Source organism: Larkinella soli, assembly GCF_003703975.1.
GTDB lineage: Bacteria > Bacteroidota > Bacteroidia > Cytophagales > Spirosomataceae > Larkinella > Larkinella soli.
In genome coordinates, this window is the sequence record NZ_QTJY01000008.1 from 104,027 (window position 1) to 126,705 (window position 22,679).

The 22,679-nt window shown below is 59.0% G+C and carries 19 protein-coding genes; 12 read left to right on the forward strand and 7 right to left on the reverse strand.

Features of this window, described 5'->3' with window-relative positions:
- Nucleotides 1–30: 30 nt before the first annotated feature.
- From DX909_RS15585 to DX909_RS15595, 3 genes are all read right to left on the reverse strand, one after another.
- Nucleotides 31–3,378, reverse strand: a complete 3,348-nt coding sequence (locus tag DX909_RS15585; RefSeq protein WP_229311059.1) for a SusC/RagA family TonB-linked outer membrane protein — start codon at nt 3,376–3,378, stop codon at nt 31–33.
- Between the two features lie 80 nt (nt 3,379–3,458).
- Nucleotides 3,459–4,526, reverse strand: a complete 1,068-nt coding sequence (locus tag DX909_RS15590; protein WP_128546120.1) for a FecR family protein — start codon at nt 4,524–4,526, stop codon at nt 3,459–3,461.
- A 195-nt stretch (nt 4,527–4,721) separates the two neighbouring features.
- Nucleotides 4,722–5,618 (reverse strand): CAP domain-containing protein, encoded by an 897-nt coding sequence (locus DX909_RS15595; RefSeq protein ID WP_128546121.1) that lies wholly within the window; start codon nt 5,616–5,618, stop codon nt 4,722–4,724.
- A gap of 155 nt (nt 5,619–5,773) precedes the next feature.
- Here DX909_RS15595 and DX909_RS15600 point away from each other — a divergent pair, with 155 nt between their 5' ends.
- On the forward strand, nt 5,774–7,474 hold the full coding sequence (locus tag DX909_RS15600) for an AMP-binding protein (protein ID WP_128546122.1): 1,701 nt from the start codon (nt 5,774–5,776) through the stop codon (nt 7,472–7,474).
- Nucleotides 7,475–7,563: 89 nt separating this feature from the next.
- Here the strand turns inward: DX909_RS15600 and DX909_RS15605 are convergent, their stop codons facing one another.
- A complete protein-coding gene (locus DX909_RS15605) occupies nt 7,564–7,971 on the reverse strand; it encodes a hypothetical protein (RefSeq protein WP_128546123.1) in 408 nt (135 codons plus the stop codon).
- A gap of 346 nt (nt 7,972–8,317) precedes the next feature.
- The gene (locus tag DX909_RS15610; RefSeq protein ID WP_128546124.1) at nt 8,318–9,214 is read right to left on the reverse strand and encodes a nucleotidyltransferase family protein; all 897 of its coding nucleotides are present in this window, start codon (nt 9,212–9,214) and stop codon (nt 8,318–8,320) included.
- A 277-nt stretch (nt 9,215–9,491) separates the two neighbouring features.
- Here DX909_RS15610 and DX909_RS15615 point away from each other — a divergent pair, with 277 nt between their 5' ends.
- From DX909_RS15615 to DX909_RS15645, 7 genes are all read left to right on the forward strand, one after another.
- Entirely contained in the window at nt 9,492–10,670 is a 1,179-nt protein-coding gene (locus DX909_RS15615) for a homogentisate 1,2-dioxygenase (protein ID WP_128546125.1), read from the forward strand.
- Nucleotides 10,671–10,698: 28 nt separating this feature from the next.
- A complete protein-coding gene (hppD, locus tag DX909_RS15620) occupies nt 10,699–11,820 on the forward strand; it encodes a 4-hydroxyphenylpyruvate dioxygenase (RefSeq protein WP_128546126.1) in 1,122 nt (373 codons plus the stop codon).
- Nucleotides 11,777–12,592 (forward strand): phenylalanine 4-monooxygenase, encoded by an 816-nt coding sequence (phhA, locus tag DX909_RS15625; RefSeq protein ID WP_374755864.1) that lies wholly within the window; start codon nt 11,777–11,779, stop codon nt 12,590–12,592. Before hppD ends, phhA begins: the two co-directional genes overlap by 44 nt.
- Nucleotides 12,593–12,626: 34 nt before the next feature.
- Nucleotides 12,627–13,064 carry a MarR family winged helix-turn-helix transcriptional regulator gene (locus DX909_RS15630; RefSeq protein ID WP_128546128.1) on the forward strand — a complete coding sequence of 146 codons (438 nt, stop codon included), beginning with the start codon at nt 12,627–12,629 and terminating at the stop codon, nt 13,062–13,064.
- Nucleotides 13,065–13,078: 14 nt separating this feature from the next.
- Nucleotides 13,079–14,290 (forward strand): fumarylacetoacetase, encoded by a 1,212-nt coding sequence (gene fahA, locus DX909_RS15635; protein WP_128546129.1) that lies wholly within the window; start codon nt 13,079–13,081, stop codon nt 14,288–14,290.
- A 6-nt stretch (nt 14,291–14,296) separates the two neighbouring features.
- On the forward strand, nt 14,297–15,181 hold the full coding sequence (locus DX909_RS15640; protein ID WP_128546130.1) for a flavin reductase family protein: 885 nt from the start codon (nt 14,297–14,299) through the stop codon (nt 15,179–15,181).
- Nucleotides 15,182–15,283: 102 nt separating this feature from the next.
- Nucleotides 15,284–15,646 (forward strand): DUF1801 domain-containing protein, encoded by a 363-nt coding sequence (locus DX909_RS15645; protein WP_128546131.1) that lies wholly within the window; start codon nt 15,284–15,286, stop codon nt 15,644–15,646.
- Between the two features lie 7 nt (nt 15,647–15,653).
- On the opposite strand, the gene DX909_RS15650 is transcribed toward DX909_RS15645, so the two are convergent.
- Complete coding sequence (locus DX909_RS15650) at nt 15,654–16,265, reverse strand: DUF6624 domain-containing protein (protein ID WP_128546132.1); 612 nt, start codon at nt 16,263–16,265, stop codon at nt 15,654–15,656.
- A gap of 83 nt (nt 16,266–16,348) precedes the next feature.
- On the reverse strand, nt 16,349–18,145 hold the full coding sequence (gene ggt / locus DX909_RS15655; RefSeq protein ID WP_128546133.1) for a gamma-glutamyltransferase: 1,797 nt from the start codon (nt 18,143–18,145) through the stop codon (nt 16,349–16,351).
- A gap of 142 nt (nt 18,146–18,287) precedes the next feature.
- Between ggt and DX909_RS15660 the strand changes: the two genes are divergently transcribed.
- The 4 genes from DX909_RS15660 to mnmE all read left to right on the forward strand — a co-directional run bounded on the left by DX909_RS15660 (nt 18,288) and on the right by mnmE (nt 22,590).
- Nucleotides 18,288–19,529 (forward strand): ABC transporter permease, encoded by a 1,242-nt coding sequence (locus DX909_RS15660; RefSeq protein WP_128546134.1) that lies wholly within the window; start codon nt 18,288–18,290, stop codon nt 19,527–19,529.
- A gap of 70 nt (nt 19,530–19,599) precedes the next feature.
- Complete coding sequence (locus DX909_RS15665; protein WP_128546135.1) at nt 19,600–20,067, forward strand: DUF8785 domain-containing protein; 468 nt, start codon at nt 19,600–19,602, stop codon at nt 20,065–20,067.
- An 83-nt stretch (nt 20,068–20,150) separates the two neighbouring features.
- A complete protein-coding gene (locus tag DX909_RS15670) occupies nt 20,151–21,155 on the forward strand; it encodes an oxygenase MpaB family protein (protein ID WP_128546136.1) in 1,005 nt (334 codons plus the stop codon).
- Nucleotides 21,156–21,210: 55 nt separating this feature from the next.
- Nucleotides 21,211–22,590 (forward strand): tRNA uridine-5-carboxymethylaminomethyl(34) synthesis GTPase MnmE, encoded by a 1,380-nt coding sequence (mnmE, locus tag DX909_RS15675; protein WP_128546137.1) that lies wholly within the window; start codon nt 21,211–21,213, stop codon nt 22,588–22,590.
- Nucleotides 22,591–22,679: the final 89 nt, after the last annotated feature.

A 22,679-nucleotide genomic window follows, 5' to 3' on the forward strand; every position in this document is an offset into this window, starting at 1 on the left:
TCGAATTCATCTTTGTCGGTCTGATTTCACTTAAAATTTCAGGTTGATCCCAAAGGTAGTCTGCCGAACGGCGGGCGACTGGTCGGCGTTGACGTCACCGTCCGTTTCGCTGTCGATCCCCTTGTATTTCGTCCGGTATTCGGAGAAGATAAAGGGCTGCTGGATACTGGCGAAAACCCGCAGGCCACCCAGTTTCAGGCGATCGGAAATCTTGGAAGGCAGGTTATACCCGACGTTGATGTTCCGGATTTTCACAAACGTACCGTCGAAATACAGCAGCGTCGAGCGGAACGGCGGGAACTCCTGGTTCTTGTTGGGCCGCGGGAATTCGTTGGTCGGGTTGTTCGCCGACCAGTAGTCGACATCGAGGCTGTTGTACCGGCCGGCCAGCGTCAGGAAGTCCTGGTGGAAAATACTCCGGAACATGTATCCGACACGGGCGAAGACGAAGAACGAAAGGTCGAAGCCCTTGAATTCGAAGCGGTTGGTGATACCGGCGCTCCATTTCGGCACCTGCGATCCGAGGATGACGCGGTCGGCCGGGTCGATTTTCCCGTCACCGTTGGTATCCTGGATTTTGATCTGGCCTACGGCGCTCTGGTAGCGTTTGGCCTCGTCGGCTTCGTTGGTCTGCCAGATGCCGATCTTCTTGTAGTCGAAATAAGCCGTCAGCGGCTGGCCGATGAAGCGGGAGTTCCCGACGTCGTCCACCTTGCCGTTGAACAGTTCGAGGATGGATTCCCGGTTGCGGGTAAACTGGAGGTCGGTCGTCCAGCGGAAACCGCCGGGGGCATCCACGTTCACCGTCGACAGCGTCAGTTCGATCCCCTGGTTGCGGGTCTTCCCGACGTTGCGCAGTACGCGGTCGAACCCGCTCGTCAGCGGCAGCTGGTCGAACAGCAGCAGGTCGCGGGTGTCGGCGCGGTAGTATTCCAGCGAACCGGATACCCGTCCACGGAACAGGCTGAAATCCAGACCGATGTTGCCTGTGGTGGTGGTTTCCCACTTCAGGTCCGGGTTGCTGATGGTGAACGGCCGGTACCCGAAGGCGCCGGTGCTGCCGAAGGCGTAGGTCGTCCGCGCCAGCTGGGCCTGCGTCTGATAGGGGTCGATGGCCGTGCTTCCGATGGTGCCGTAGCTGGCCCGCAGTTTCAGGTTGTCGATCCAGGTAACCGGTTTCAGGAACGATTCGTTGCTGATGTTCCAGCCGATGGCCGCCGAGGGAAAGAAACCGTATTTGGTGTTTTCACCGAACCGCGACGATCCGTCGTAGCGGGCCGTCAGCGTCAGCAGGTACTTGTCGTTGTAATCGTAGTTGACGCGGCCCATGTAGGAGTTCAGCACCCAACGGCGGACGTTACTGCCGACGCTGTTGATCAGCGACGCCTGGCCCAGGTTATAAAACTGCTGGGATTCGGCCGGAATGCCGGTCACGTCGATCTGGTTGGTTTCGTAATCGTCTTTCTGCACGGACTGGAGCGCCGTAAAATTCAGGTTGTGGACCTGCTTGAACGTTTTGGAATAGGTCAGGATGTTCTCCAGCGTCCAGTTGAACTGGTATTCGTTGAAGGAGAAGGCGGTCGGGTCGGCACCCCGGCGGGCGTTGGTCTGGCTGCCCACGAACCGGCCTACCCGGCGGTTGGTCAGGTCCGGGCCGAAGTTGACGCGGTATTTCAGACCGTCGATGATGTTCCACTCGCCGTAGAGGCTGTTGAAGATCCGCATCCGCTTGGTCAGGTCGATCTGCGCCCCCGGAATGATCTCGGCGATGGGGTTCGTCCGCAGCCCGTCCTGGGTGGGCAGGAAGATCAGGTTGCCCTGGTCGTCATACGGTTTTCCGAGCGGGTTTTCGGCGTAGGAGCCGCCCAGCGGGTTGAAGTTCTCGCCGTTGCGGAGGCTGTATACCCCGAGCGTGGAGGTCCCGATTTTGATCTTCGGGCTAATCTGGTGGTCGAGGTTGACGCGGAAGGTATAGCGCGTAAAGTCCTGATTCTTGACGATCCCTACGTCCTTGAAGTAGTTGCCGGAAATGGCGAACTGCGTTTTTTCACTGCCGCCCTGCACCCCGATCTGGTGGCTCTGGATGTTGCCCTGGCGAAGCAGGTACGACTGATAGTCGGTGGTCCGGTTCTTGGCGATCCCGTCCAGTTCGACGGCCTCGAACAGTTTGGCGTCCGCAGCCGCATCGACCCCGGCCGGGTATTCATTGACGGCCCGGCGCGACTCCCGTTTGTATTCGGCAAACTCCGGCCCGTTCATGACGTCGATCTGCCCCAGGCGGTCCGAGATCCCGTAATAACCGTCATAGCTGACGACGGTCTTGCCCGGCTTGCCCCGCTTGGTGGTGATCAGCACGACCCCGTTCGACCCCCGCGACCCGTAGATGGCCGTGGCCGAAGCGTCTTTCAGGACTTCCATGGAGGCAATGTCGTTCGGGTTGATGTCGTCGATGCTGCCCGCCAGCGGAATTCCGTCCACGACGTACAGCGGGTCGTTGGAGGCATTGATCGACCGGCGGCCGCGAATCCGCACCGTCGGACCGGCGCCCGGCTTGCTGCTGTTCTGGACCACGTCCACCCCGGCGGCCCGGCCCTGCAGTGCCTGGCGGGCGTTCGTGATGGGCAGTTCGGCGATTTCCTTCGAGCCGACCGAGGAGATGGCCCCCGTCAGCTGGCTCTTCTTCTGCGTACCGTAACCGACCACCACGACTTCCGTCAGCGAACGGGTATCCACCGCCAGTTTGAGGTCGATGGTGCTGCGGTTTCCGACCGTCACTTCCTGAGGCAGAAAGCCGACCGAGGAGAACACCAGCACCGCCTGGTCGTTGGGCACCGCCAGCCGGTATTGGCCTTCGGCGTCGGTCGTGGTGCCGCGGGTCGTTCCCTTGACGGCGATGTTGACGCCGGGCAGGGCGTTGTTATCTTCGGAAGAAACGACCCGGCCCGATACCGTGCGCTCCTGGACGGCCGGCGCGGAAGCTGCCGTGCCGGTCGATACGAAGGGCTGGGGCGCCACCGAGGCTACCGCCGAACCGGTCGAGGCCAGGGGTTCCGAAACGGCCTGTTTCGGGGCTGAGACCACAAAAACGCCCTCCTTAATTTTTTCAACTTTCAGATTCAGAGGAACCAGCAATTTGCTCAGTGTGCTTTCTACGTCCTGTCCGGGCGCAAACTGGGCGGGGACTTCCAGGCCGCCGATGAGACGGGCGTTGTAGAGGATGTGAACCCCATGACGCGATTCCAGATCGCGGAGGTACTGTTTCAGCGTCTGGGCGCCTTTCGGGTTTTCGGCCCGCTTTTGAAGGCTTGTTGCGGCCTGCGCCTGCGGACCTCCCGTAAGAAGCCCCGCCAGACCGCACGCTGCCAGCCGAACTAACATAGTAGTTCTATTGGGCATAGCGAATGAATAGGTAGTAAGGTTACTCATAAGGGTTATAGAGATTGGTTGGTTAAAGCGTATTACTTATCAGAAAGAAATCTGGAAGAAATAGAAACCTGAGACCCCTGGCGGGAAATCTGCAAATCGGACGAAAGGGCCAGGGCTTTCAGTAATACGTTCACGTCGTCGCTGGGCAAAGTGCCGGTCACCCGGATGGCGGCAAGCGCCGGTTTCTCGAACTTCACCGTCAAACCATACGTATTCTGAATCAATGCCGCCACCTCACTCAGGGCGGTTTCGTCAAACACCAGCTGACGCTCGGTCCAGGAGGTAAACCGGAACGGATCGACGTGTCTGCGAATCAGAGACGTCTTTTGTTCCGCCGGCTTGCGGGCCGGAATTTCGACAGCCTCTCCGGGCTTCATTTCAATGATCTGGGGACGATCATTGAACATCAGCTTGATTTTTCCGGCCGAGAGAACTACCCTCGTCCCTTCTTTCCGTTGGGAAACATTGAACCGCGTACCCTGAACCTCGACGGTCAGATTGCTGGTATGGACGCGGAACTTACTGTCCTCCCCGGAACCGTCGCGGTGGGCCACCGTAAAGTAGGCCTCCCCTTCCAGCCAGACCGCCCGCGGCACCTCTTCGGACCACACGCGGGCAAACCGGAGCCGGCTGTTGCCGTTCAGCGTGACGAGGGTTCCGTCGGGGAGCTTTACATTTCTGGCCACGCCGAACGGGGTATGCACCGTTTCCATGGCCTGCGAACTCTGCATCCATAACACCCATCCGATAAACAGGACGATTCCGGCAGCAGCGCTGACCCAGCGGAAGATGTACCAGTTGGTCACCCAGCTCTGCACATCCGGCTGGAGGGGCTGCAACTCGGGCATCTCCTGAATCGACGAACGAATGCGCCCCCAGAGCGACACCACTTCATCCCCTTCCAGGCCCCGGGTAGCCGGCCGTGACGCCGTCATCACCAGTTCCCGGGCCTCTTCCACCTCCTCGGTCTTATAGGGATGGTGAGTCAGCCAACCTTCCCAGAACGCCGAAACTTCGGCGTCGTCGGGATGCTGGACCCACCGGGTGAACAGTTCATCAGCGGCTAACTCCTCAGCAGTATAGGCGGAGAAGTGTTTCATTTAGTATTATTTGCAGATAAAGTTTACCGTAAAAGCGGGGTCGGTTTCGGTTCTACTTGCCGTGCTTTGAATTTCCCGCATAAGTATCTTTTGAATTTTTTTCATGCAACCCATGCAACAAATGCCGGGTCAGAAGGGCCAAAAAGAGCCTTTTTCAAAAATCTACTTAAGTAAAACCGCTGTATCCCGATTTTTTTATTTACGGCTTCCGGTAACCGGTGACGGCAGCGTCGGGACCGGAACGGTATAGGGGCAGTCGGGCGCCGGGTCGGCAATATTCATCACCACCACATGGCCCGCTTTCCGGTAGCCGGGCAGGTTGGAGCAGGGCCGGTAGCCGGCCACGGAGGAAATGCCGATCCCCAGGAAACCCTCCGAACCGGGGGTGCCGCGGTCATTGCGGAAGCCCTGCCCGCCCGACGCATCCCGGTTCTGAATCAGAATGGTTTCCCGATGCCCCCAGGCCGAGGAAGCGTCCTGATACAGCCACGAAAACAGGGCCTGCTCGATCAGAAAGGCGGGGGGCCGGAGAACCGGCAGGTCCGACGAATAGAAGCAGAACATGTAGATGTTTTCGGCCCGGGCCATGAATTGGTAGCAGTTGCCGCCGTAGACCGACTGGGCGGTGATGCGTTTGAGAGCGTCGCGGCCGTTGTGGCTCGTATGGCCGAAAAACTGGTGGCGGGTCATGTCGCCGGCATGGGCTTCGGCCACCGCGTTGAGGTGGGTTTCGAGCCCTTCGAGCGGCAGGGTGCGGAGGGAACCGGTGCCGTAATCGGCGCCGTTCCGAATGGTCCGCTCCTGATTGATCAGGAAAAGGGCCCGTTCTGACTCGGAAGCCTTTGCGTATCCCTCCGGTAACGTAAGCTGTCCGAGGCTGTTGGGCGGCAGCTTCATCTGTTTCTCCTCCTGACGGCGAGCGAAATTGAAGGCGCTGATCACCTGTTCGGCCGTTTCAAAGACCGGGTAACCCGTCGGAGAACTGGTGTATTCCGGCGTACCGGGCAGCCGGACGTCGGAGCGAAGATTTTTCGGTGCCTGGGCTGTTACCTTCCCGTTCGTGAAAAGCAGCAGCGCCCAAAGCACATGCATGAAACCAGACCTTAACATCCTCTAAAAATAGACAAAGGGCCGAAAGATCACAACGACCCCGTGGAAAAGTCGCTTCCTAAACTTTCTGACATTTTTTCAATTTTTTCAGAAAGAAATACTATTTTTAAACTTCAACTCCCCTAACCGGTCATTTCATGAAGACACTACGTTCTGACCTTCAGACTGGGCGTACTCTCATCGATTACTTTTTCTACTGGGAGAAACAGCAGCCCGATAAAGTCTATCTGCGCCAGCCGATCGGCGATCATTATCAGGACTTTACCTGGAGCGAGGTCGGCCGGCTGGCCCGGACGCTGGCCACGTATCTGAATTCACTGGGCCTACCGCCCCGAAGCCATATCGGTCTTCTGTCCCGGAACTGCGCCCATTGGATCATCGCCGATCTGGCGATCCTCCTCAGCGGCCACGTTTCCGTTCCCTTTTATCCGACACTGAACCCGGACCAGCTTCGGACGCTGCTCGACCACAGCGACTGCCGGCTGCTGTTTGTCGGGAAGCTCGATCACTGGCCCGTGATCCGGGCCGGAATCCCGGACGGCCTGCCCTGCGTGGCCTTCCCGGAGTCCGTCGCACCGGGCCTTGCTCCGGAGGAAGGGCTTACGCGCTGGGAAGAAATCCTGGGGCGATTCGAACCCATGACCGACAATCCGCTGCCGCATCCCGAAGACCTGTTTACGATCATCTATACATCCGGCACCTCCGGCAACCCGAAAGGGGTCATGATGGATTACAAAGCCATGGTCAGCGCCATCGATCATACCATTCCGATGATGCGCCACGACCTGCCGGACCCACGCTTTTTTTCCTACCTGCCGCTCTGTCACATCGCCGAACGCAGCCTGACCGAGGCCAACAGCATGATTACGGGCGGAACGGTCTATTTCTCCGAGTCGCTCGAACGGTTTCCTGCCAACCTGGTGGCCGCCCGCCCGACCCACTTTCTGGCCGTGCCGCGGATCTGGTCGAAATTTCAGCAGAATATTCTGGCCCGGGTTTCCCAGCAGAAACTCGATCAGCTGCTTCAGATTCCGATCGTTTCGGGGCTGGTGAAGCGGAGCATCCGCCAGTCGCTGGGTCTGAACGACGCCCGGCTGATCCTGACCGGGGCTGCACCCATGCCCGTGTCGCTGATCCGATGGTTCCGTAAACTCGGCATCGTGATCCAGGAAGCTTACGGAATGACCGAAAACCTCGGGGCCATTTCGATGATGCCGCCCGACGAAATCCGCGACGGCACCGTCGGAAAACCGTATGGGGGTGTGGAAGTGAAGATCGACCCGGCTACGGGCGAGGTGCTGACCCGCTGTGAATGGACTATGCGCGGCTATTACCGGGAACCGGAAATGACGGCGGCCGTGCTGGACCGGGACGGCTGGCTGCACACCGGCGATGCGGGCGAACTGGATGCCGACGGGTATCTGGCGATTACCGGTCGGGTAAAAGATCAGTTCAAAACCACCAAGGGCCAATATGTGGCCCCCGCCCCCATCGAACACCGGTTTGCCGACAACAATTACGTCGAACAGATCTGCATCGCGGGGCAGGAACTGCCGCAGCCGATCGCTCTCATCGTTCTTTCGGAAACCGGCCTCCGGACCGACAAGTCACTGGTGACGCAGAGTCTGGAGGAAACGCTCAACCGCCTGAACCCCCGGCTGCACACCTACGAGCGGGTGAAAAAGGCCGTCATCGTCAAGGAACCCTGGACCACCGACAACAATCTGATGACGCCGAGCCTGAAAATCCGCCGGAAGAGCATCGAATCCCGGTACCGGCCCCACCTGCAGCCCTGGTTCGAGAAGGAGGAAACCGTGATCTGGGAATCGGACCTTTAGAAAAACAAAGACCTGCAAGCCATGCTTGCAGGTCTTTTACAAAGGACAGGAAAGGCGGTTAGTAAGGAAGCGCAGAGAGCCTCAGGGGCTTAGTTCCGCGCCAGGACCACACGACTTACCTGCGTTTGAATGGCGAACGACTGAGCCACCCGTTCCTTGCCGTAGGCAACTTCGATCACATATTTGCCGTCGGCCAGGTTCGACAGGTCGAATACGCGACCCAGCTGGTCTTTTTTAGACAGGGTGCCGACATACAGACGGGTGTTGGATTCGTCGGTGATCAGAACCTGGACTTTATCTTCGACCGGCTGTGCAACCGATACCTTGAACTTCAGATTACCTACTTCGCGGATGGAAACCGAGTTGGTTTTCGTTTCCGCTTTGGGACCGTCTTCTACCCGGGCAGATGCCGTTGAGGGTGCGATGGTCAGCAGACCGGCAGCGGCCAGCAGGGCCAGACCAAACCGTACGTTATTGTTGACAAAATTCGTTTTCATGACTTTTCTTTACAGGTTGTATTCAGACTTGATATAGTACAATAAACAAAATGCTTACTCTACTTACCTCCATCCGAGCCTTTGTTGCTTGCAAATTTATACAACATTGAAATCAAGTCAATTACCCCAATATTACCCACCCGAAAGTTGTTTGTATTTTCAAGCTTAACCTTAGAAAAAGTCAATATTTTTAGGTATCTTACTATAAGTACTTTAAAAAGTGAAATCACCTTTTTACCGGTTTGCCTTACGCCCTTATCGGAAAAGGCTAACTATTTCTTCGGTAATGAAAAAAGCCCCGGTTGTGCAACCGGGGCTTTTTCGTTTTTCGGCTTCTGAAAGGCCATCACCAGAGTTTGTCCGGGTACTTTCCGGCCGCGTGCAGCCGCCGAAAAGAAGCCTGCACCAGCGGTTTGTCTTCGGGATAGGTGACGCCGAACCATTCCGAGCGGCTCCGGAACACCCGGCAGGCGCCCTGCCCGCGCTGAATCAGGTTGGTCATGATGGTCGGGATGTAAAATTCCGCTTTCGGCGAGTCCATGTTGGCCCGGGCGTAATCGGCGAACTGTTCCTGCACCAGCGGGAATACCGCCGGCTTGAAGCCCCAGAAGTTCATCGAAACGGGCGTGTCGGGCGTCAGGGGCGTCAGTCCGTCGGCTTCCTCGAATACGATCTGGTCGTCTTTGCGGTAGATTTTCGTCCGCTCGATCACCGACGCCAGGGTGCCGTCGCCGTTCAGGGCGCAGACGCCCCGCGATACCGAGCCGTAGTCCGAAAGCGTATTCTGAATCTCGTAGCCGACCATGGCGTGCATGGTGTCGTCGGTATCGGTGGTCAGAAAGTCGTTCAGAAGCTGAAACGCTTCCAGGCCGTAAAAATCGTCGGCGTTGATGACGGCGAAAGGGGTGCTGGTGTGGTCTTTGGCGCAGAGCATGGCGTGCCCGGTGCCCCAGGGCTTCGTCCGCTGAACCGGTCCCAGTTCCTCAGGGACATACGATTCCAGCGCCTGGATGGCGAAATCCGTTTCCAGCCTGCCTTTGAGTTTGGGCAGGAAAATCTCTTCAAAGTCGTCGCGCAGTTCCTCCCGGATGATGAAGACGACCTTCCCGAACCCCGCACGGATGGCGTCGAACAGGGAGTAGTCGATGATGGTTTCGCCGTTGGGACCGAACGGGTCGATCTGTTTGACGCCACCGTAACGGCTGCCCATACCGGCGGCCAGAATTAGCAGTGTGGGTTGCATCCGATTCGTTTATCTGTTTTGGGTTGAAAATTCCCGGAACTCCGAAACCGGCTGCCCTGAGGAGCGGCCCCGCCCGGAACGAGTCCGGCAAAAATAAGGAAATGGCCGAAGGTCCGGCGCATCCGGCCGAGGAATTGAGCATTTCCCGCTTTTCAGCCGTTCAATCAAATTTTAAGCAAATAAATTCTCCTAATTGTTCAAGAATCAGACAAATTGTCGTTATAATTGTACGTAAAGCAATAGTTAGTAAAACAACTGTTTCAGAAGACCCATCGTCATGCCGTTCTACCACACCCTCGGCTCCATTCCGCCCAAGCGACACACCCAGTTCGAGAAACCGGCCGACGGGTCGGGTCGGGTCGGGTTGTACTACGAACAACTATTCGGCACGATCGGCTTCGAGGGGATGTCGTCGCTGATGTACCACGTCCACCGCCCGACGATGGTGAAGGCGGTCGGCGAAAGCGTCGATCTGAACCCCGCCGTCGCGGTCGGGCAGAACATCATGGCCCGGAAGCTGATCGGCTTCCAGGTCGAACCTGCCGACGATTTTCTGGAAAGCCGGGTGCCGCTGATGGTTAATAAGGACCTGATTCTGGGGCTGGCGGCTCCCCGCCGGTCCCTGACCGACTACTTCTACAAGAATGCCGACGCCGACGAGATGCTGTTCGTCCACCACGGCACGGGCCGGCTCCGGACGCTGCTCGGCACCATCCCGTTCGAATACGGCGACTACCTGATCATTCCGCGCGGCATGATCTACCAGATCGAGTTCGACCCTTCGGACGAGCCGGCCCGGCTGCTGTATGTGGAGTCGCACTCCCCGATTTACACACCCAAACGCTACCGGAACCAGTTCGGCCAGATGCTGGAACACGCGCCGTTCTGCGAACGCGACATCAAACGCCCGCAGGACCTGGAAACGCACGATGAAACCGGCGATTTTGTAATGAAGATCAAAAAGCAGGGCGTGCTGCACACCCTGGTTTACGCTACGCATCCCTTCGACGTGGCCGGCTGGGACGGGTACAACTACCCCTACGGCTTTTCGATCTTCAATTTCGAGCCGATCACCGGGCGGGTCCACCAGCCGCCCCCGGTGCATCAGACGTTCCAGACGGATGCCTTCGTGGTCTGCTCGTTCTGCCCCCGGCTGTACGATTACCACCCGAAAGCCATCCCGGCCCCCTACAATCACTCGAACATCGACTCCGACGAGGTGATCTATTACGTCGACGGCGACTTCATGAGCCGCAATGACATCGCCCGCGGACACATCACCCTGCACCCCGGCGGTATTCCGCACGGGCCGCATCCCGGCGCGATGGAACGGAGCATCGGTAAGAAAAGCACGGAGGAATACGCCGTGATGGTCGATACGTTCCGGCCGCTCATGCTGACCGAAGCCGCCTTGCGGATCGACGACGGCAAATACTATCAGTCCTGGCTTGAATAAAACCACCTTCAGAAGCAATAAACAAACCATGGAAGCACTGGAAATCGCCCAACCTGAGGTCGCCGACTTTCTGCCGCTGAACGGCACCGACTACCTCGAACTATATGTTTCGAACGCCCGGCAGTCGGCCCATTATTTTCAGACGGCTTTCGGCTTTCAGCCGCTGGCCCACGCCGGTCTGGAAACCGGTCTCCGCGACCGCGAATCGTTCGTGCTGGTGCAGGACAAAATCCGGCTGGTGCTGACCTCGCCCCTCCACGGCGACACCGACATCGGCCGACATATCGACAAACACGGCGACGGCATCCGGGTCATCGCGCTCTGGGTCGACGATGCGACGCGGGCTTACGAGGAAACCACCCGGCGGGGGGCGGTGCCGTTTCTGGCCCCCACCCGCGAGGAGGACGAACACGGCTACGTGATGCGGTCGGGCATTCATACCTACGGCGATACCGTCCATATTTTTGTAGAACGCAGCGCCTATCAGGGCGTCTTTCTGCCCGGCTTCAAGGCGTGGGAGCCGGTGTACCGACCCGAACCGGTCGGTCTGAAGTACGTCGACCACATGGTGGGCAACGTCGGCTGGAACGAGATGAACCGCTGGGTGAGCTTTTACGCCGGGGTGATGGGATTCAGTCAGCTGGTGTCGTTCGACGACAAGGACATTTCCACCGACTATACGGCCCTGATGAGCAAGGTGATGAGCAACGGCAACGGCCGGATCAAGTTTCCGATCAACGAGCCGGCCGAAGGCAAAAAGAAGTCCCAGGTGGAAGAATACCTCGACTTCTACGGCGGCCCGGGCGTACAGCACATCGCCGTGGCGACCGACGACATCGTGGCGACCGTGGCGGCCCTCCGCGACCGGGGCGTCGAATTCCTGAAAGTGCCGGATGCGTATTATTCCGACCTGCTCGACCGCATCGGGCATATCGACGAGGAAATGCAGTCGCTGCGGCAGCTGGGCATCCTGGCCGACCGTGACGACGAGGGCTACCTGCTCCAGATCTTCACGAAACCGGTTTGCCCGCGACCCACGCTGTTTTTCGAGATCATCCAGCGGAAGGGCGCGCGCTCGTTCGGAAAAGGCAACTTCAAGGCGCTTTTTGAAGCCATCGAACGCGAGCAGGAACTGCGCGGAACGCTCTGAAACCGCCCCGGACGCCCGAAAGGTCCGGGGCCAAACACTTCACGACATGAACCAGGCCTATGAAAAATACACCGCCGACGACCAGGCCGTCTGGCGGATTCTGTTCAAACGGCAGATGAAGCAGTTGCCGGGGAAAGCCAGCCAGGATTATCTGGACGGCATCGGCCAGACCGGTTTCACGGCCGACCACATCCCGGATTTCGAACAGGAACTGAACCCACGGCTGATGCAGCTGACCGGATGGCGGGTGAAGGCCGTGCCCGGCCTGATTCCCAACCGGGAATTTTTCGAGCTGATGGCGGACCATAACTTCCCGGCCACGACCTGGCTCCGCCGTCGCGACCAGCTCGACTATCTTCAGGAGCCGGATATGTTTCACGATACTTTCGGTCATGTGCCGATGCTGTCGAACCAGTCGTTCTGCGACTTTCTGGCGGCTCTGAGCCGGATCGCCCTGGCGCACGTCGACCACCCGGAAGCCATCGAAATGATCTCCCGGCTGTACTGGTACACGGTAGAGTTCGGACTGATTCAGGAGGCCGACGGCCTGCGGATCTACGGCGGGGGCATTCTGTCGTCGGTGGGCGAAACCACTTACAGCCTCACGAGCGAAAAACCGCTGCGGATTCCCTATGAGGTCGGCACGCTGCTGAAAACACCCTACATCATCGACCGGTATCAGGATCAGTACTTTGTGATCCGGTCGTATGAGCAATTGTATCATTCTGTTTCGGAAATCGAGGAGAAAATCGAAGAGTTGTTAGTTTTGTAGGACGGAGACGGTCGCACGCATCCGTTTCACAGCTATGACGCATCCTTCGGACTACCGGGCCTATTTTTTCAAGATCGATACGACCATTAAAAAAATCCGGAACGTACTGCAGAAGCAGTTCAACGAAGCCGGCTTCGACCTGACGGTAGACCAGTGGGTGCTGATCGACCATCTGTATCGTAACCCCGGCATCAGTCAGAACGTGCTGGCCGACCTCACCACCAAGGATGCGCCCACGGTGACGCGCATGATCGACCTGCTCTGCAAGAAAGGGCTGACCGAACGCCGAATGACCGAAAACGACCGGCGGAAATTTCTGGTTTCACTCACGCCCGAAGGAAAAATGAAGTACCACGAAGTGCTGCCCACCGTCGTGGAGATCCGCCGGAAAGGCTGGGGCGACCTCAACGAGGAGGACTATCAGCACTTTGTCCGGATCATGGATTCCATCTATAAAAATTTCAGCGATTGAAGGGGACAGAGCCTATGACACTTCCCTACGGCATCTTCAGCTACGGAATTGCCAGCCCGCGCGTCGGGGTACTGGTGAAAGAGCCGGTTCCCGGCAGCCCGGTCGCAGGTGATCATATTCTCGACCTGGAAATCGTCAGTCTGCTCGGTTTTTTTAAGGATCTGCCCCTTGATCCGGCGGTGTTCGCCAAGCCCGTCCTGAACGACTTCATGGCCCTCGGCAAGCCGGTCTGGCAGGCCGTCCGCCGTCGGCTGATCGACCTGCTCGAACATCCCGACAAACCCTTCATCGAAATCGCGGAACAGGTACTGATCGACCCGGCGCGGGTCACGATGCACCTGCCGGTGCGGGTCGGCGACTATACCGATTTTTACGCCAGTGAGGAGCATGCGTCCAACGTGGGCCGGATGTTCCGACCCGACGGCAACCCGCTGCTCCCCAACTGGAAACACCTGCCGGTGGCGTATCACGGCCGGGCGTCGTCCATCGTCGTTTCGGGCACCCCCATCCGCCGTCCGCAGGGGCAGTATCCGGGTCCGGACAACCAGCCGGTTTTCGGGCCGTCGCAGGCGCTGGATTTCGAACTGGAACTCGGCATCGTGATCGGCCGCACTTCCGAACTCGGCGAGCCCGTACCGGTCGGAGAAGCCGAAGACTTTATTTTCGGGCTCGTACTATTCAACGACTGGTCGGCGCGCGACATCCAGCGCTGGGAATACCAGCCGCTCGGGCCGTTTCTCGGAAAAAACTTTGCCTCCTCGATTTCGCCCTGGGTCGTCCCGCTGGAAGCGCTGGACGGCTGCCGCATCGAAAGCCCGAAGCAGGAGCCGACGCCCCTGCCCTACCTCCGGACGAGCGGCAGAACCCACTTCGATATCGAACTGGAAGTCGCCCTGCAAACCGGCGACGGCCGGCCGGAAACCGTCATCAGCCGCACCAACGCCCGGCATCTGTACTGGAGCGCGGCCCAGATGATCGCCCATCATACCGTGAACGGCTGCAACCTGAACGTCGGCGACATTCTGGCGACGGGAACCATCTCCGGTCCCGAACCGGGCAGCTACGGCTCCCTGCTGGAACTGAGCTGGAACGGCGCCCGGCCGCTGTCCCTGCCGGACGGCTCCGCGCGGACTTTTCTGCAGGACGGCGACACGCTCATCCTGCGCGGCCGGGCCGGAAACGGAACGGTGGATTTCGGAGAAGTCAGCGGTCGCATCAACCGGTAAATCCCAATGAGAACGATCGACCCCAAAGACCTGGCCCAGCCCGACTTTCACCGCCTGATGATCGGCTCGGTCGGCCCACGACCGGTGGCGTTCGCCAGCACGGTGGATCGTCTGGGAAACGTCAACCTGAGTCCGTTCAGCTTTTTCAACGTCTTCACTTCCAACCCGCCGACCCTGGTCTTCGGCCCCAACCGCAACCGGCATTCCCAGAAAAAACACACCCTGCTGAACCTGGAAGAGGTGCCTGAGGTAGTGATCAACATGGTCAATTACCGCATGGTGGAGCAGATGTCACTGGCGAGCGCCGAGTATGAACGGGGCGTCAACGAATTCGTCAAGGCGGGATTTACGCAGGTGCCTTCGGAGCGGGTGCGGCCCCCGCGCGTGGGCGAGTCGCCGGTTTCGTACGAATGTACTGTCCGACAAATTCTGAGTCTGGGCGACGGGCCGGGCGGAGGGACCCTCATCATCTGCGAGGTGGTGCTGGCCCATTTTCAGGAGGAGATTTTCGACGAGCGGGGCACCATCGACCCATCCCGCATCGACCTTGTCGGACGGATGGGGGGCGACTGGTATTGCCGGGCGCACGGCGACGCACTGTTCGAGGTGAGCCGGCCGAAACGGGGCATCGGCTTTGACAATCTACCTGAATACGTAAAGAACAGCGCCATCCTGACCGGCAACGATCTCGGTCGGCTGGCCAGTCAGGAAATGCTTCCCACGCCCGAGGAAGTGGCCGCCTACCGGCAGTCGGGTATTCTGGACCCTCTCTTTCAGGAAGCCCGGTACGGCTGTCGGTACCTCCCCGACCTGCTTCAGCTGGAATCCAAACGACTGCTTTCTCAGAACAAAGTGCAGGAAGCCTGGCTGGTGCTGCTCCAACAGGAATAATCAGGCGGGAAAACGATAATTTACCGGCAACAATAATCTTTTAACGGCTTGCAGTTGAACTTTTTCAGGACAACTGTTACCTTTTGCCAAATTATCCACCTTATGAGTCTCACCGTAGAAACCTTCCTGGCCGACTTCAAACCCGAGGTCCGGAATCTGGCGATTCACGTCCGGGAATTAGTAAAAAGTGTTCTGCCCGACGCCCACGAACAGGTCCGCCCCGGTTATAAAACCATCACGTACGGAACCGGCCCGCGGATGTCGGAGGAAATCTGTTACATCGCCCCCCTGCTGTCGAGCGTGAACCTCGGCTTCTTATACGGCACCCAGCTGCCCGACCCCCAGGGCGTGCTGAAAGGGACGGGCAAACTGCTGCGTCACATCAAGTTTCATTCGCCGGAGGACATCGACAAAACGGCGGTTCTCGGCTTACTGGAAGCCGCCAAAACCCACGGCCATTTCTGAAGGCTATTTACTGCGGGACGCCCATCCGCTTCAGGTAGGCACCGAGCGGTTCGAGGTCCATGTCTTTCCGGCGCTGGTCGAGGGTGCCCTCATCCTCCACCGGATACAGTTCTTTTTTACCGGCGTTGTTGATCCGGATCTGGGTTCCGTAGACCTGCTTTTCCCCTTTCTGGACTTTCACCTGATCGGTGAGAAAGGCCGCACTGGCTTTGTCGAGGTCACCTTTCCGGGAGGCTTCCATGATCATGGGCAGGTATTTTTCATGCACGGCGCGGTCGGTACTGTGCTGAATGATCAGGAAGGCGATCTGATCCAGCGGCTGCCCGACGAGGCTCTTGCCCGGATACCCGCCCACCTGGCTGATGATCTGCTCGACTTCGGTCAGGTGCTGTTTGTCCATGTCCTTGAGTTTCTGGCGGGCGTCCTGCGCTTCTTTGGCGCCCCAGCCGTACTGGCGCTCGATGGCGTCGTAGGCCGCGCGTTCCTTCTGGTCCTTGTCGTAGATCTGGGTCAGCCGCTTGCGGACGTCGGCGGACGGAACGCTGCTTTTGGTTGCCTGCGCCCATAAAGCGGTGTTGATCAGGCAGAAGAGGAGTGTGGAAACGAGTTTCGTTTTCATAATTTCTGAACAGGATGGCGAATTAAATTATTGATAAAAACGGGTTTGCGGCCCGCAAGGTTTAAAAGCCCACCGAACGGCGGTCAGTATCCTACGGAGGTATTGTCCGATCGGGGGTCCGAGGCCCCTTCGAGCGTTCCGTCCGGCCGAACGCCGATGCAGTCCATCCGGCCGAGCGAATTGGTCAGCTGTTCCAGCACGTAGCCCCGCTTCCGGAGGTTCCGCACGGTTTCAGGCCGGAACGCTCCGCTTTCAAAGGTGGTTTTATCGGGCAGCCACTGGTGGTGGAATTTCAGCGCATTGACCGCCTGCGAAATGGACATACCGAACTCCAGCACGTTCAGGATGGTCTGATATACCGAGGTGATGATGGTCGAGCCGCCCGGCGTTCCGACCACCAGCAACAGCTTTCCGTCCTTTTCGATCACCGTGGGCGCCATCGACGACAGCATCCGTTTATTGGGGGCGATGGCATTGGCCTTACTGCCGACGAGACCGTACATATTCGGCACCCCCGGTTTGGCGCTGAAATCGTCCATTTCGTTATTCATCAGGAACCCGGCCCCGTCCACGACCACATGGTTTCCGTAACTGCCGTTCAGGGTGGTGGTGACGGCTACGGCGTTGCCGTTCTTATCCACCACCGAGAAGTGCGTCGTTTCCGAACTTTCATACCCCGGAATCGACCCGGCCCCGACGGCCTTGCTGTCGGTGGCCCGGGTGAAGGTAAAATCGGTCCAGCGGCTTTGCAGATAGGGGCGGTCCAGCAGTTCCCGGACCGGTATTCTGACGAAGTCCGGGTCGCCCATGAATTTGGCCCGGTCGGCATAGACGCGCCGTTCGGCCTCGATCATGACCTGGGCGGCCGAATCGCTGTTCCAGCCCCAGCGGCTCAGCGGATACGGCTCCGTATACCGCAGCAGCTGAAGCAGGGCCACCCCTCCGCTCGACGGCGGGGGCATGGTGATGATGCGGTATTGCTTATACGATTCGATCAGCGGGTCGCGCCAGAGCGACCGGTAATTGCGCAGGTCCGAGGCCGTGATGATGCCTTTTCCTCGCTGCATTTCCTCCAGCAGAAGCCGGGCGGTTTCCCCTTCGTAAAAGCCGGCCCGCCCCTGCTCCTGTATCCGGCGCAGCGTGCGGCCCAGGTCCGGCTGGATCAGCCGCTCCCCGGCCTGCCATGGCTGGCTGGTGTCTGCTTTCATGAAGTAGGTTTTGCCCGGATTGAGCAGCCGGATGGACTGCCTGACCCGGTTTAGGCCCAGGGCTTCCCGCTCGGTCAGGACCACGCCCTTTTCCGCCAGGTCGACGGCCGGCTGCAGCACCTGTTTCCAGGGCAGCCGCCCGAAACGCCGGTGGGCCGTCACCATCCCGTCGACCGACCCCGGAACGCCCGAAGCCAGCTGACCCAGCACGCTCAGCCGCGCCACGACCTGCCCGGTCGAATCCAGGTACATGTCCCGATGGGCTTTCTCCGGCGCTTTTTCCCGAAAATCAAGCGAATAAGCCAGCCCGGTTTTATCCCGGTAGACCAAAAAGCCCCCCCCGGCGATATTGCCCGCCGAAGGATACACCACCGCCAGGGCGAACTGTACCGCCACGGCGGCATCGACGGCATTCCCGCCGGCTTTCAGAATCTCGACCCCAACCCGCGAGGCTTCCGGATGGGCCGAGGCTACCATGCCGCTGCTTCCGGTCACACCGGGTTTATCGGCGTAATAGGGTCCCTGGCGGGCGCGGTTTTCCCGGCCGGTTTCATTTTCGTACTCATACTGTCCGGAACTCCTGCGCAGGTCGGGAGATTTTTTTCCCGGACGGCAGGATCCGATCAGAAAAAAAGGGAGGAGGGTAAAGGTGATGAAGTGAACGCGTTTCATTTCAGGGTCGTATGCAAAGAACCGCTAAGCTACAAAAACAAACCAAACATCCGGTGTAACTCCCTTCCCTTTCAAATCGTTTGGCGGTATGCCCCCCGATCGGTATATTTATTCCGTTTAACTTATCCAAAACCGCCGGCCCTTGAAATTTCTTCGTCAAACTTTTGAAAGCTTCCGGTTCGCGTGGCAGGCGCTGCGCTCGAACCTGCTCCGGACGACGCTCTCGCTGCTCGGCGTGACCATCGGCATTTTTGCCATTATCGCCGTTTTCACCATCGTCGACTCGCTGGAGCGGAACATCAAGGACAGCCTGGCCGGCATCGGCGACAAGGTGGTTTATGTTCAGAAATGGCCCTGGGGCTTCGGGGGGGAATACCAGTGGTGGAAGTACTTCCAGCGGCCTGAACCCTCGCTGACAGAATTCAAGTTTCTTGCCGAAAAGCTGGAAAACGCGGAGGCCGTGGTGGCAATGGATTTTCGGGGGGGCGTCACGGTCCGGAACGGCAACAACAGCATTCAGTCGCTCATTCAGGGCACCACCCACGAATACAACAAGATTTCCGAGGTGCCGGTCGAACAGGGGCGGTATTTCTCTCCGCAGGAGATCGAGGCTTCCCGGAACGTTTCCATCATCGGGGCCGACATCGCCGAGACGCTGTTTCCGGGACAGAACCCGGTCGGGAAAGAATTCAAGCTGAACGGTCTCAAGTATGTGGTGATCGGCGTACAGCAGCGGAAGGGTGCCAGCCTGCTCGATTTCGGCGGCAATCCGGACACGAAATGCCTGATCCCGATCGGTGCGTTCGCCAAGATGTATCATTCCGTTTACCCCAGCATCGACATCGCCGTCAAGGGCTTCGAGCAGGACGAGGGCCTGCTGGAGGTGGAGAGCGAAATCCGGGGGCTGCTTCGGGCCCGGCGGGGGTTGAAACCCATGCAGGACGACAACTTCGCCATCAACCGGCCCGAAGCCGCGGCCAAGGCCATTTCTGGCGTTTTCGGCGTGCTGACGCTGGCCGGGTGGGTGATCGGCAGCTTCTCGATTCTGGTGGGCGGTTTCGGGATCGCCAACATTATGTTCGTGTCGGTAAAAGAACGTACAAATTTGATCGGCATTCAGAAATCCCTCGGCGCCAAGAATTATTTCATCCTGTTCCAGTTTCTGTTCGAGGCCGTGTTTCTGAGCCTGATCGGGGGGCTGGTGGGTATTCTGCTGGTTTACCTGGTGTCGTTCATGAAGCTCGGCAGCCTGGAAATCATCCTTTCCCCGGGCAACATCATCCTGGGTCTGGGCGTTTCGAGCATCATCGGTATGGTTTCCGGCATCCTGCCTGCCCTGCTGGCGGCCCGTCTGGACCCCGTCATCGCCATCCGTTCGAAATAGCCGGTTGGTCGGGAAGCCAAAACATTTTCGTTCATTTGTACGTCAATAAAATAAACTGACGATCAAACGCATGAGAGGTTTAACGATTCTGTTCATCCTGATTCTGATTGTTGCCGGAATTTTATTCTACCTCACATCCTGGAGTTACAGCGACGGGGAGCGGGCCGGAACCATCTCCAAATTCAGCCGCCGGGGGTATGTTTTCAAAACCTGGGAAGGCGTCCTGAACGTGGGCGGCTTTTCAGGTGAAACCGGTTCGCTGACGCCCCAATACTTCGATTTCTCCGTTAAGAATGACTCCGTGGCCCAGCGGATCAATGAGGCCGTCCGGTCGGGGCAGCGCGTGACGCTGCACTACGAGGAAAAACTGGCCAAACTTCCCTGGAACGGAGAAACCAAGTACTTCGTAACCGGCATAGAGTTCGTCGAAACGCCCAACCGATACGGCTTCCCCGGTCAGGCCCCCCTTCCGGCCCAACCGGCCCCCGTGCAGCCCGTTCCGGCGCCGGTGGATTCCGCCACCCTCGACACCCTGTAGAAAACCTCCCGGCCGAACAGGACGTTAAGGAACCGGGAGCGATCATCAGATCGTTCTCCGGGAGCCGAAACCTTGCTTACGCCATGCTGAAAACCGTCAAACCCAGCCGTACCTTTCCGGACCACCTTCTGCAGCAATACCGCGGGCAGGGCGACCCGGCCGCCGACGCCGTCATCGAAGCCGTGGCCGGCCGGGGCGGGCGGAGTTCGGTCGGGACCCTGATGCGCTGGCTGGTCGATACCCGCAACCTCGACCCGTCCGACCAGCCGCCGGCGGTTCAGCAATTCATCGCTACTCACAAGCACCTTCCCGACTGGGCCGACCGGCGCCGGATGGAGCGGGCCATGCGGTTTTTTCGGGAACACGCGGGCGCCGTCGCCCTGGCGCTCGGATGCTATGCCCTCCCCTACTGCTATGCCGGGGCGGACGGCGCGCAGGTGCTGTGGCTGTCGCAGCGCATTCATAACGACACCCGGAAACGGCTGGAGGAAACCGGGGAATGGATCTTCGGGGTCATGAAAAAAAGTGACTGGGAAAACGGCAGGGCCGTCCACCGGACGCTGAAAGTCCGCCTGATGCACGCGGCCATCCGGTGGTTTACCCTGAACGACGCCCGCTGGAATACCGCCTGGGGCCATCCGGTGAATCAGGAGGACATGGCCGGCACCAATCTGGCCTTTTCGTATATCGTTATCCGGGGTCTGCGCAAGGCCGGAATCACGGCGAGCGAGGAAGACGAGGAAGCGTTTCTGCACCATATCAACGTAACCGCATATCTTCTAGGCGTACGGGAAGAACTGCTTCCCGGGAACCTGCGGGAGGCCTATCAACTGGACCGGGCCATCGCCCGGCGGCAGTTCCGGGCTTCGGAGCAGGGTAAAGTGCTGACCCGCTCCCTGCTGGCCGCCATCGAATCGCTGTCTCCACCGGCTCTGCGGAACCTCCCTGCCGCCCAGATGCGTTTCTTCCTCGGCGATGAAATGGCCGACCTGCTGAGCGTACCGAAAGTGCCGCTGGAAACCCGCCTGGTCGGGATGACCCGTTCGCTCCCCATTTTTCCGAAATTATTAAATTCTCTCCCCTACTGACGGCATCCGGTCCGACAACTGGCCGGATTCGGAAAGCCGGGCGGAGGCTCTGAAGATGATTTTACAACAAGAACCGATTGCCGCCCTGGCCACGGCCCCGGGCATCGGCGCCATTGCCGTGATCCGGGTTTCCGGGGAGAACGCAATTGAGCTGACCGGCCGCCTTTTTCGGGGCAAGGACCTGCGGGAGCAGCCCTCCCATACCATTCACTTCGGCACCATCCGGGATCAGGAAAACACCTTGATTGACGAGGTGCTGGTATCGATCTTCCGCAGCCCGGCTTCGTTTACGAAGGAGGACGTGGTGGAAATCTCCTGCCACGGCTCCGACTACATCATCCGGCAGATCCTGCGGCTCCTGCTGAAGGAAGGCGTGCGGATGGCGCGGCCGGGCGAGTTCACGCAGCGGGCCTTCCTGAACGGGCAGTTCGATCTGGTGCAGGCCGAAGCCGTGGCCGACCTGATTTCGGCCGATTCGGAGGCCACCCACCGGGCCGCCCTGACGCAGCTGCGGGGCGGCTTTTCCCGCCAGTTGAAGGCCCTCCGGCAGCAACTCATCGAGTTTGCCTCCCTGGTAGAGCTGGAACTGGATTTCGGGGAAGAAGATGTGGAGTTTGCCAAACGGGAGGAACTGAAACGGCTGGTTCTGGAGATCCGGCGCGTCCTGCGGCCGCTGATTGATTCGTTCGAGGTGGGCAACGCCATCAAGAACGGGGTGCCGACGGTCATCGCCGGGAAGCCCAACGCCGGCAAATCCACCCTCCTGAACGTCCTGCTGAATGAGGAAAAAGCCATCGTATCGGACATTCCGGGAACGACGCGGGATGTGATCGAAGACGAATTGTTCATCGACGGGATTCGCTTCCGGCTGATCGACACGGCCGGCCTGCGTCATACGACGGATACGATCGAGGCCATCGGGGTGGAGCGGACCCGGCAGAAGATGCGCGATGCCGCCCTGATCCTTTATCTGTTCGATGCCGCCCAGACCACCCCTGAAGAACTGAAAACCATCATAAGTGAGCTGGAAGGGTACGAAAGACCGTATGTGCTGGTCGGCAACAAGGTAGACCTGGTCAGCGAGGCCAAACAAAGCTTTCTGGCGGAAGTGGCCCCCGAACCCATCCTCTGGATTTCGGCCGCGCGGGAGGAACATCTGGATGTTCTGCGTCAGCATCTGACCCGCCGGGTGCGTACGGACCGCCAGGTGACGACCGGCAGCGCGGTAGTGACCAACCTGCGCCATTTCGATCACCTGACCCAGACCGAAGCCGCCCTGACCCGTGTCCTGGACGCCCTGGAGGCCGGCCTCACCCCCGACTGGCTCGCCATCGACCTCCGCGACGCCCTCCGCCACTTGGGCGAACTGACGGGAGAAATCACAACCGACGATCTGCTGGCGACGATTTTTAGTAAGTTCTGTATTGGGAAGTAAGACCCCCTTGAATTAGGTAACGAATATAACTAACCAAGAATAAAGCCCGCCAAAACGGGCTTTTTTATGGTACTGTATCTGTGATCGGA

Coding starts and splice junctions, on each gene's coding strand:
- DX909_RS15585 (WP_229311059.1), bottom strand. CDS start 3,378: ATGTTAGTTCGGCTGGCAGCGTGCGGTCTGGCGGGGCTTCTTACGGGA.
- DX909_RS15590 (WP_128546120.1), bottom strand. CDS start 4,526: ATGAAACACTTCTCCGCCTATACTGCTGAGGAGTTAGCCGCTGATGAA.
- DX909_RS15595 (WP_128546121.1), bottom strand. CDS start 5,618: ATGCATGTGCTTTGGGCGCTGCTGCTTTTCACGAACGGGAAGGTAACA.
- DX909_RS15600 (WP_128546122.1), top strand. CDS start 5,774: ATGAAGACACTACGTTCTGACCTTCAGACTGGGCGTACTCTCATCGAT.
- DX909_RS15605 (WP_128546123.1), bottom strand. CDS start 7,971: ATGAAAACGAATTTTGTCAACAATAACGTACGGTTTGGTCTGGCCCTG.
- DX909_RS15610 (WP_128546124.1), bottom strand. CDS start 9,214: ATGCAACCCACACTGCTAATTCTGGCCGCCGGTATGGGCAGCCGTTAC.
- DX909_RS15615 (WP_128546125.1), top strand. CDS start 9,492: ATGCCGTTCTACCACACCCTCGGCTCCATTCCGCCCAAGCGACACACC.
- hppD (WP_128546126.1), top strand. CDS start 10,699: ATGGAAGCACTGGAAATCGCCCAACCTGAGGTCGCCGACTTTCTGCCG.
- DX909_RS15630 (WP_128546128.1), top strand. CDS start 12,627: ATGACGCATCCTTCGGACTACCGGGCCTATTTTTTCAAGATCGATACG.
- fahA (WP_128546129.1), top strand. CDS start 13,079: ATGACACTTCCCTACGGCATCTTCAGCTACGGAATTGCCAGCCCGCGC.
- DX909_RS15640 (WP_128546130.1), top strand. CDS start 14,297: ATGAGAACGATCGACCCCAAAGACCTGGCCCAGCCCGACTTTCACCGC.
- DX909_RS15645 (WP_128546131.1), top strand. CDS start 15,284: ATGAGTCTCACCGTAGAAACCTTCCTGGCCGACTTCAAACCCGAGGTC.
- DX909_RS15650 (WP_128546132.1), bottom strand. CDS start 16,265: ATGAAAACGAAACTCGTTTCCACACTCCTCTTCTGCCTGATCAACACC.
- ggt (WP_128546133.1), bottom strand. CDS start 18,145: ATGAAACGCGTTCACTTCATCACCTTTACCCTCCTCCCTTTTTTTCTG.
- DX909_RS15665 (WP_128546135.1), top strand. CDS start 19,600: ATGAGAGGTTTAACGATTCTGTTCATCCTGATTCTGATTGTTGCCGGA.
- DX909_RS15670 (WP_128546136.1), top strand. CDS start 20,151: ATGCTGAAAACCGTCAAACCCAGCCGTACCTTTCCGGACCACCTTCTG.
- mnmE (WP_128546137.1), top strand. CDS start 21,211: ATGATTTTACAACAAGAACCGATTGCCGCCCTGGCCACGGCCCCGGGC.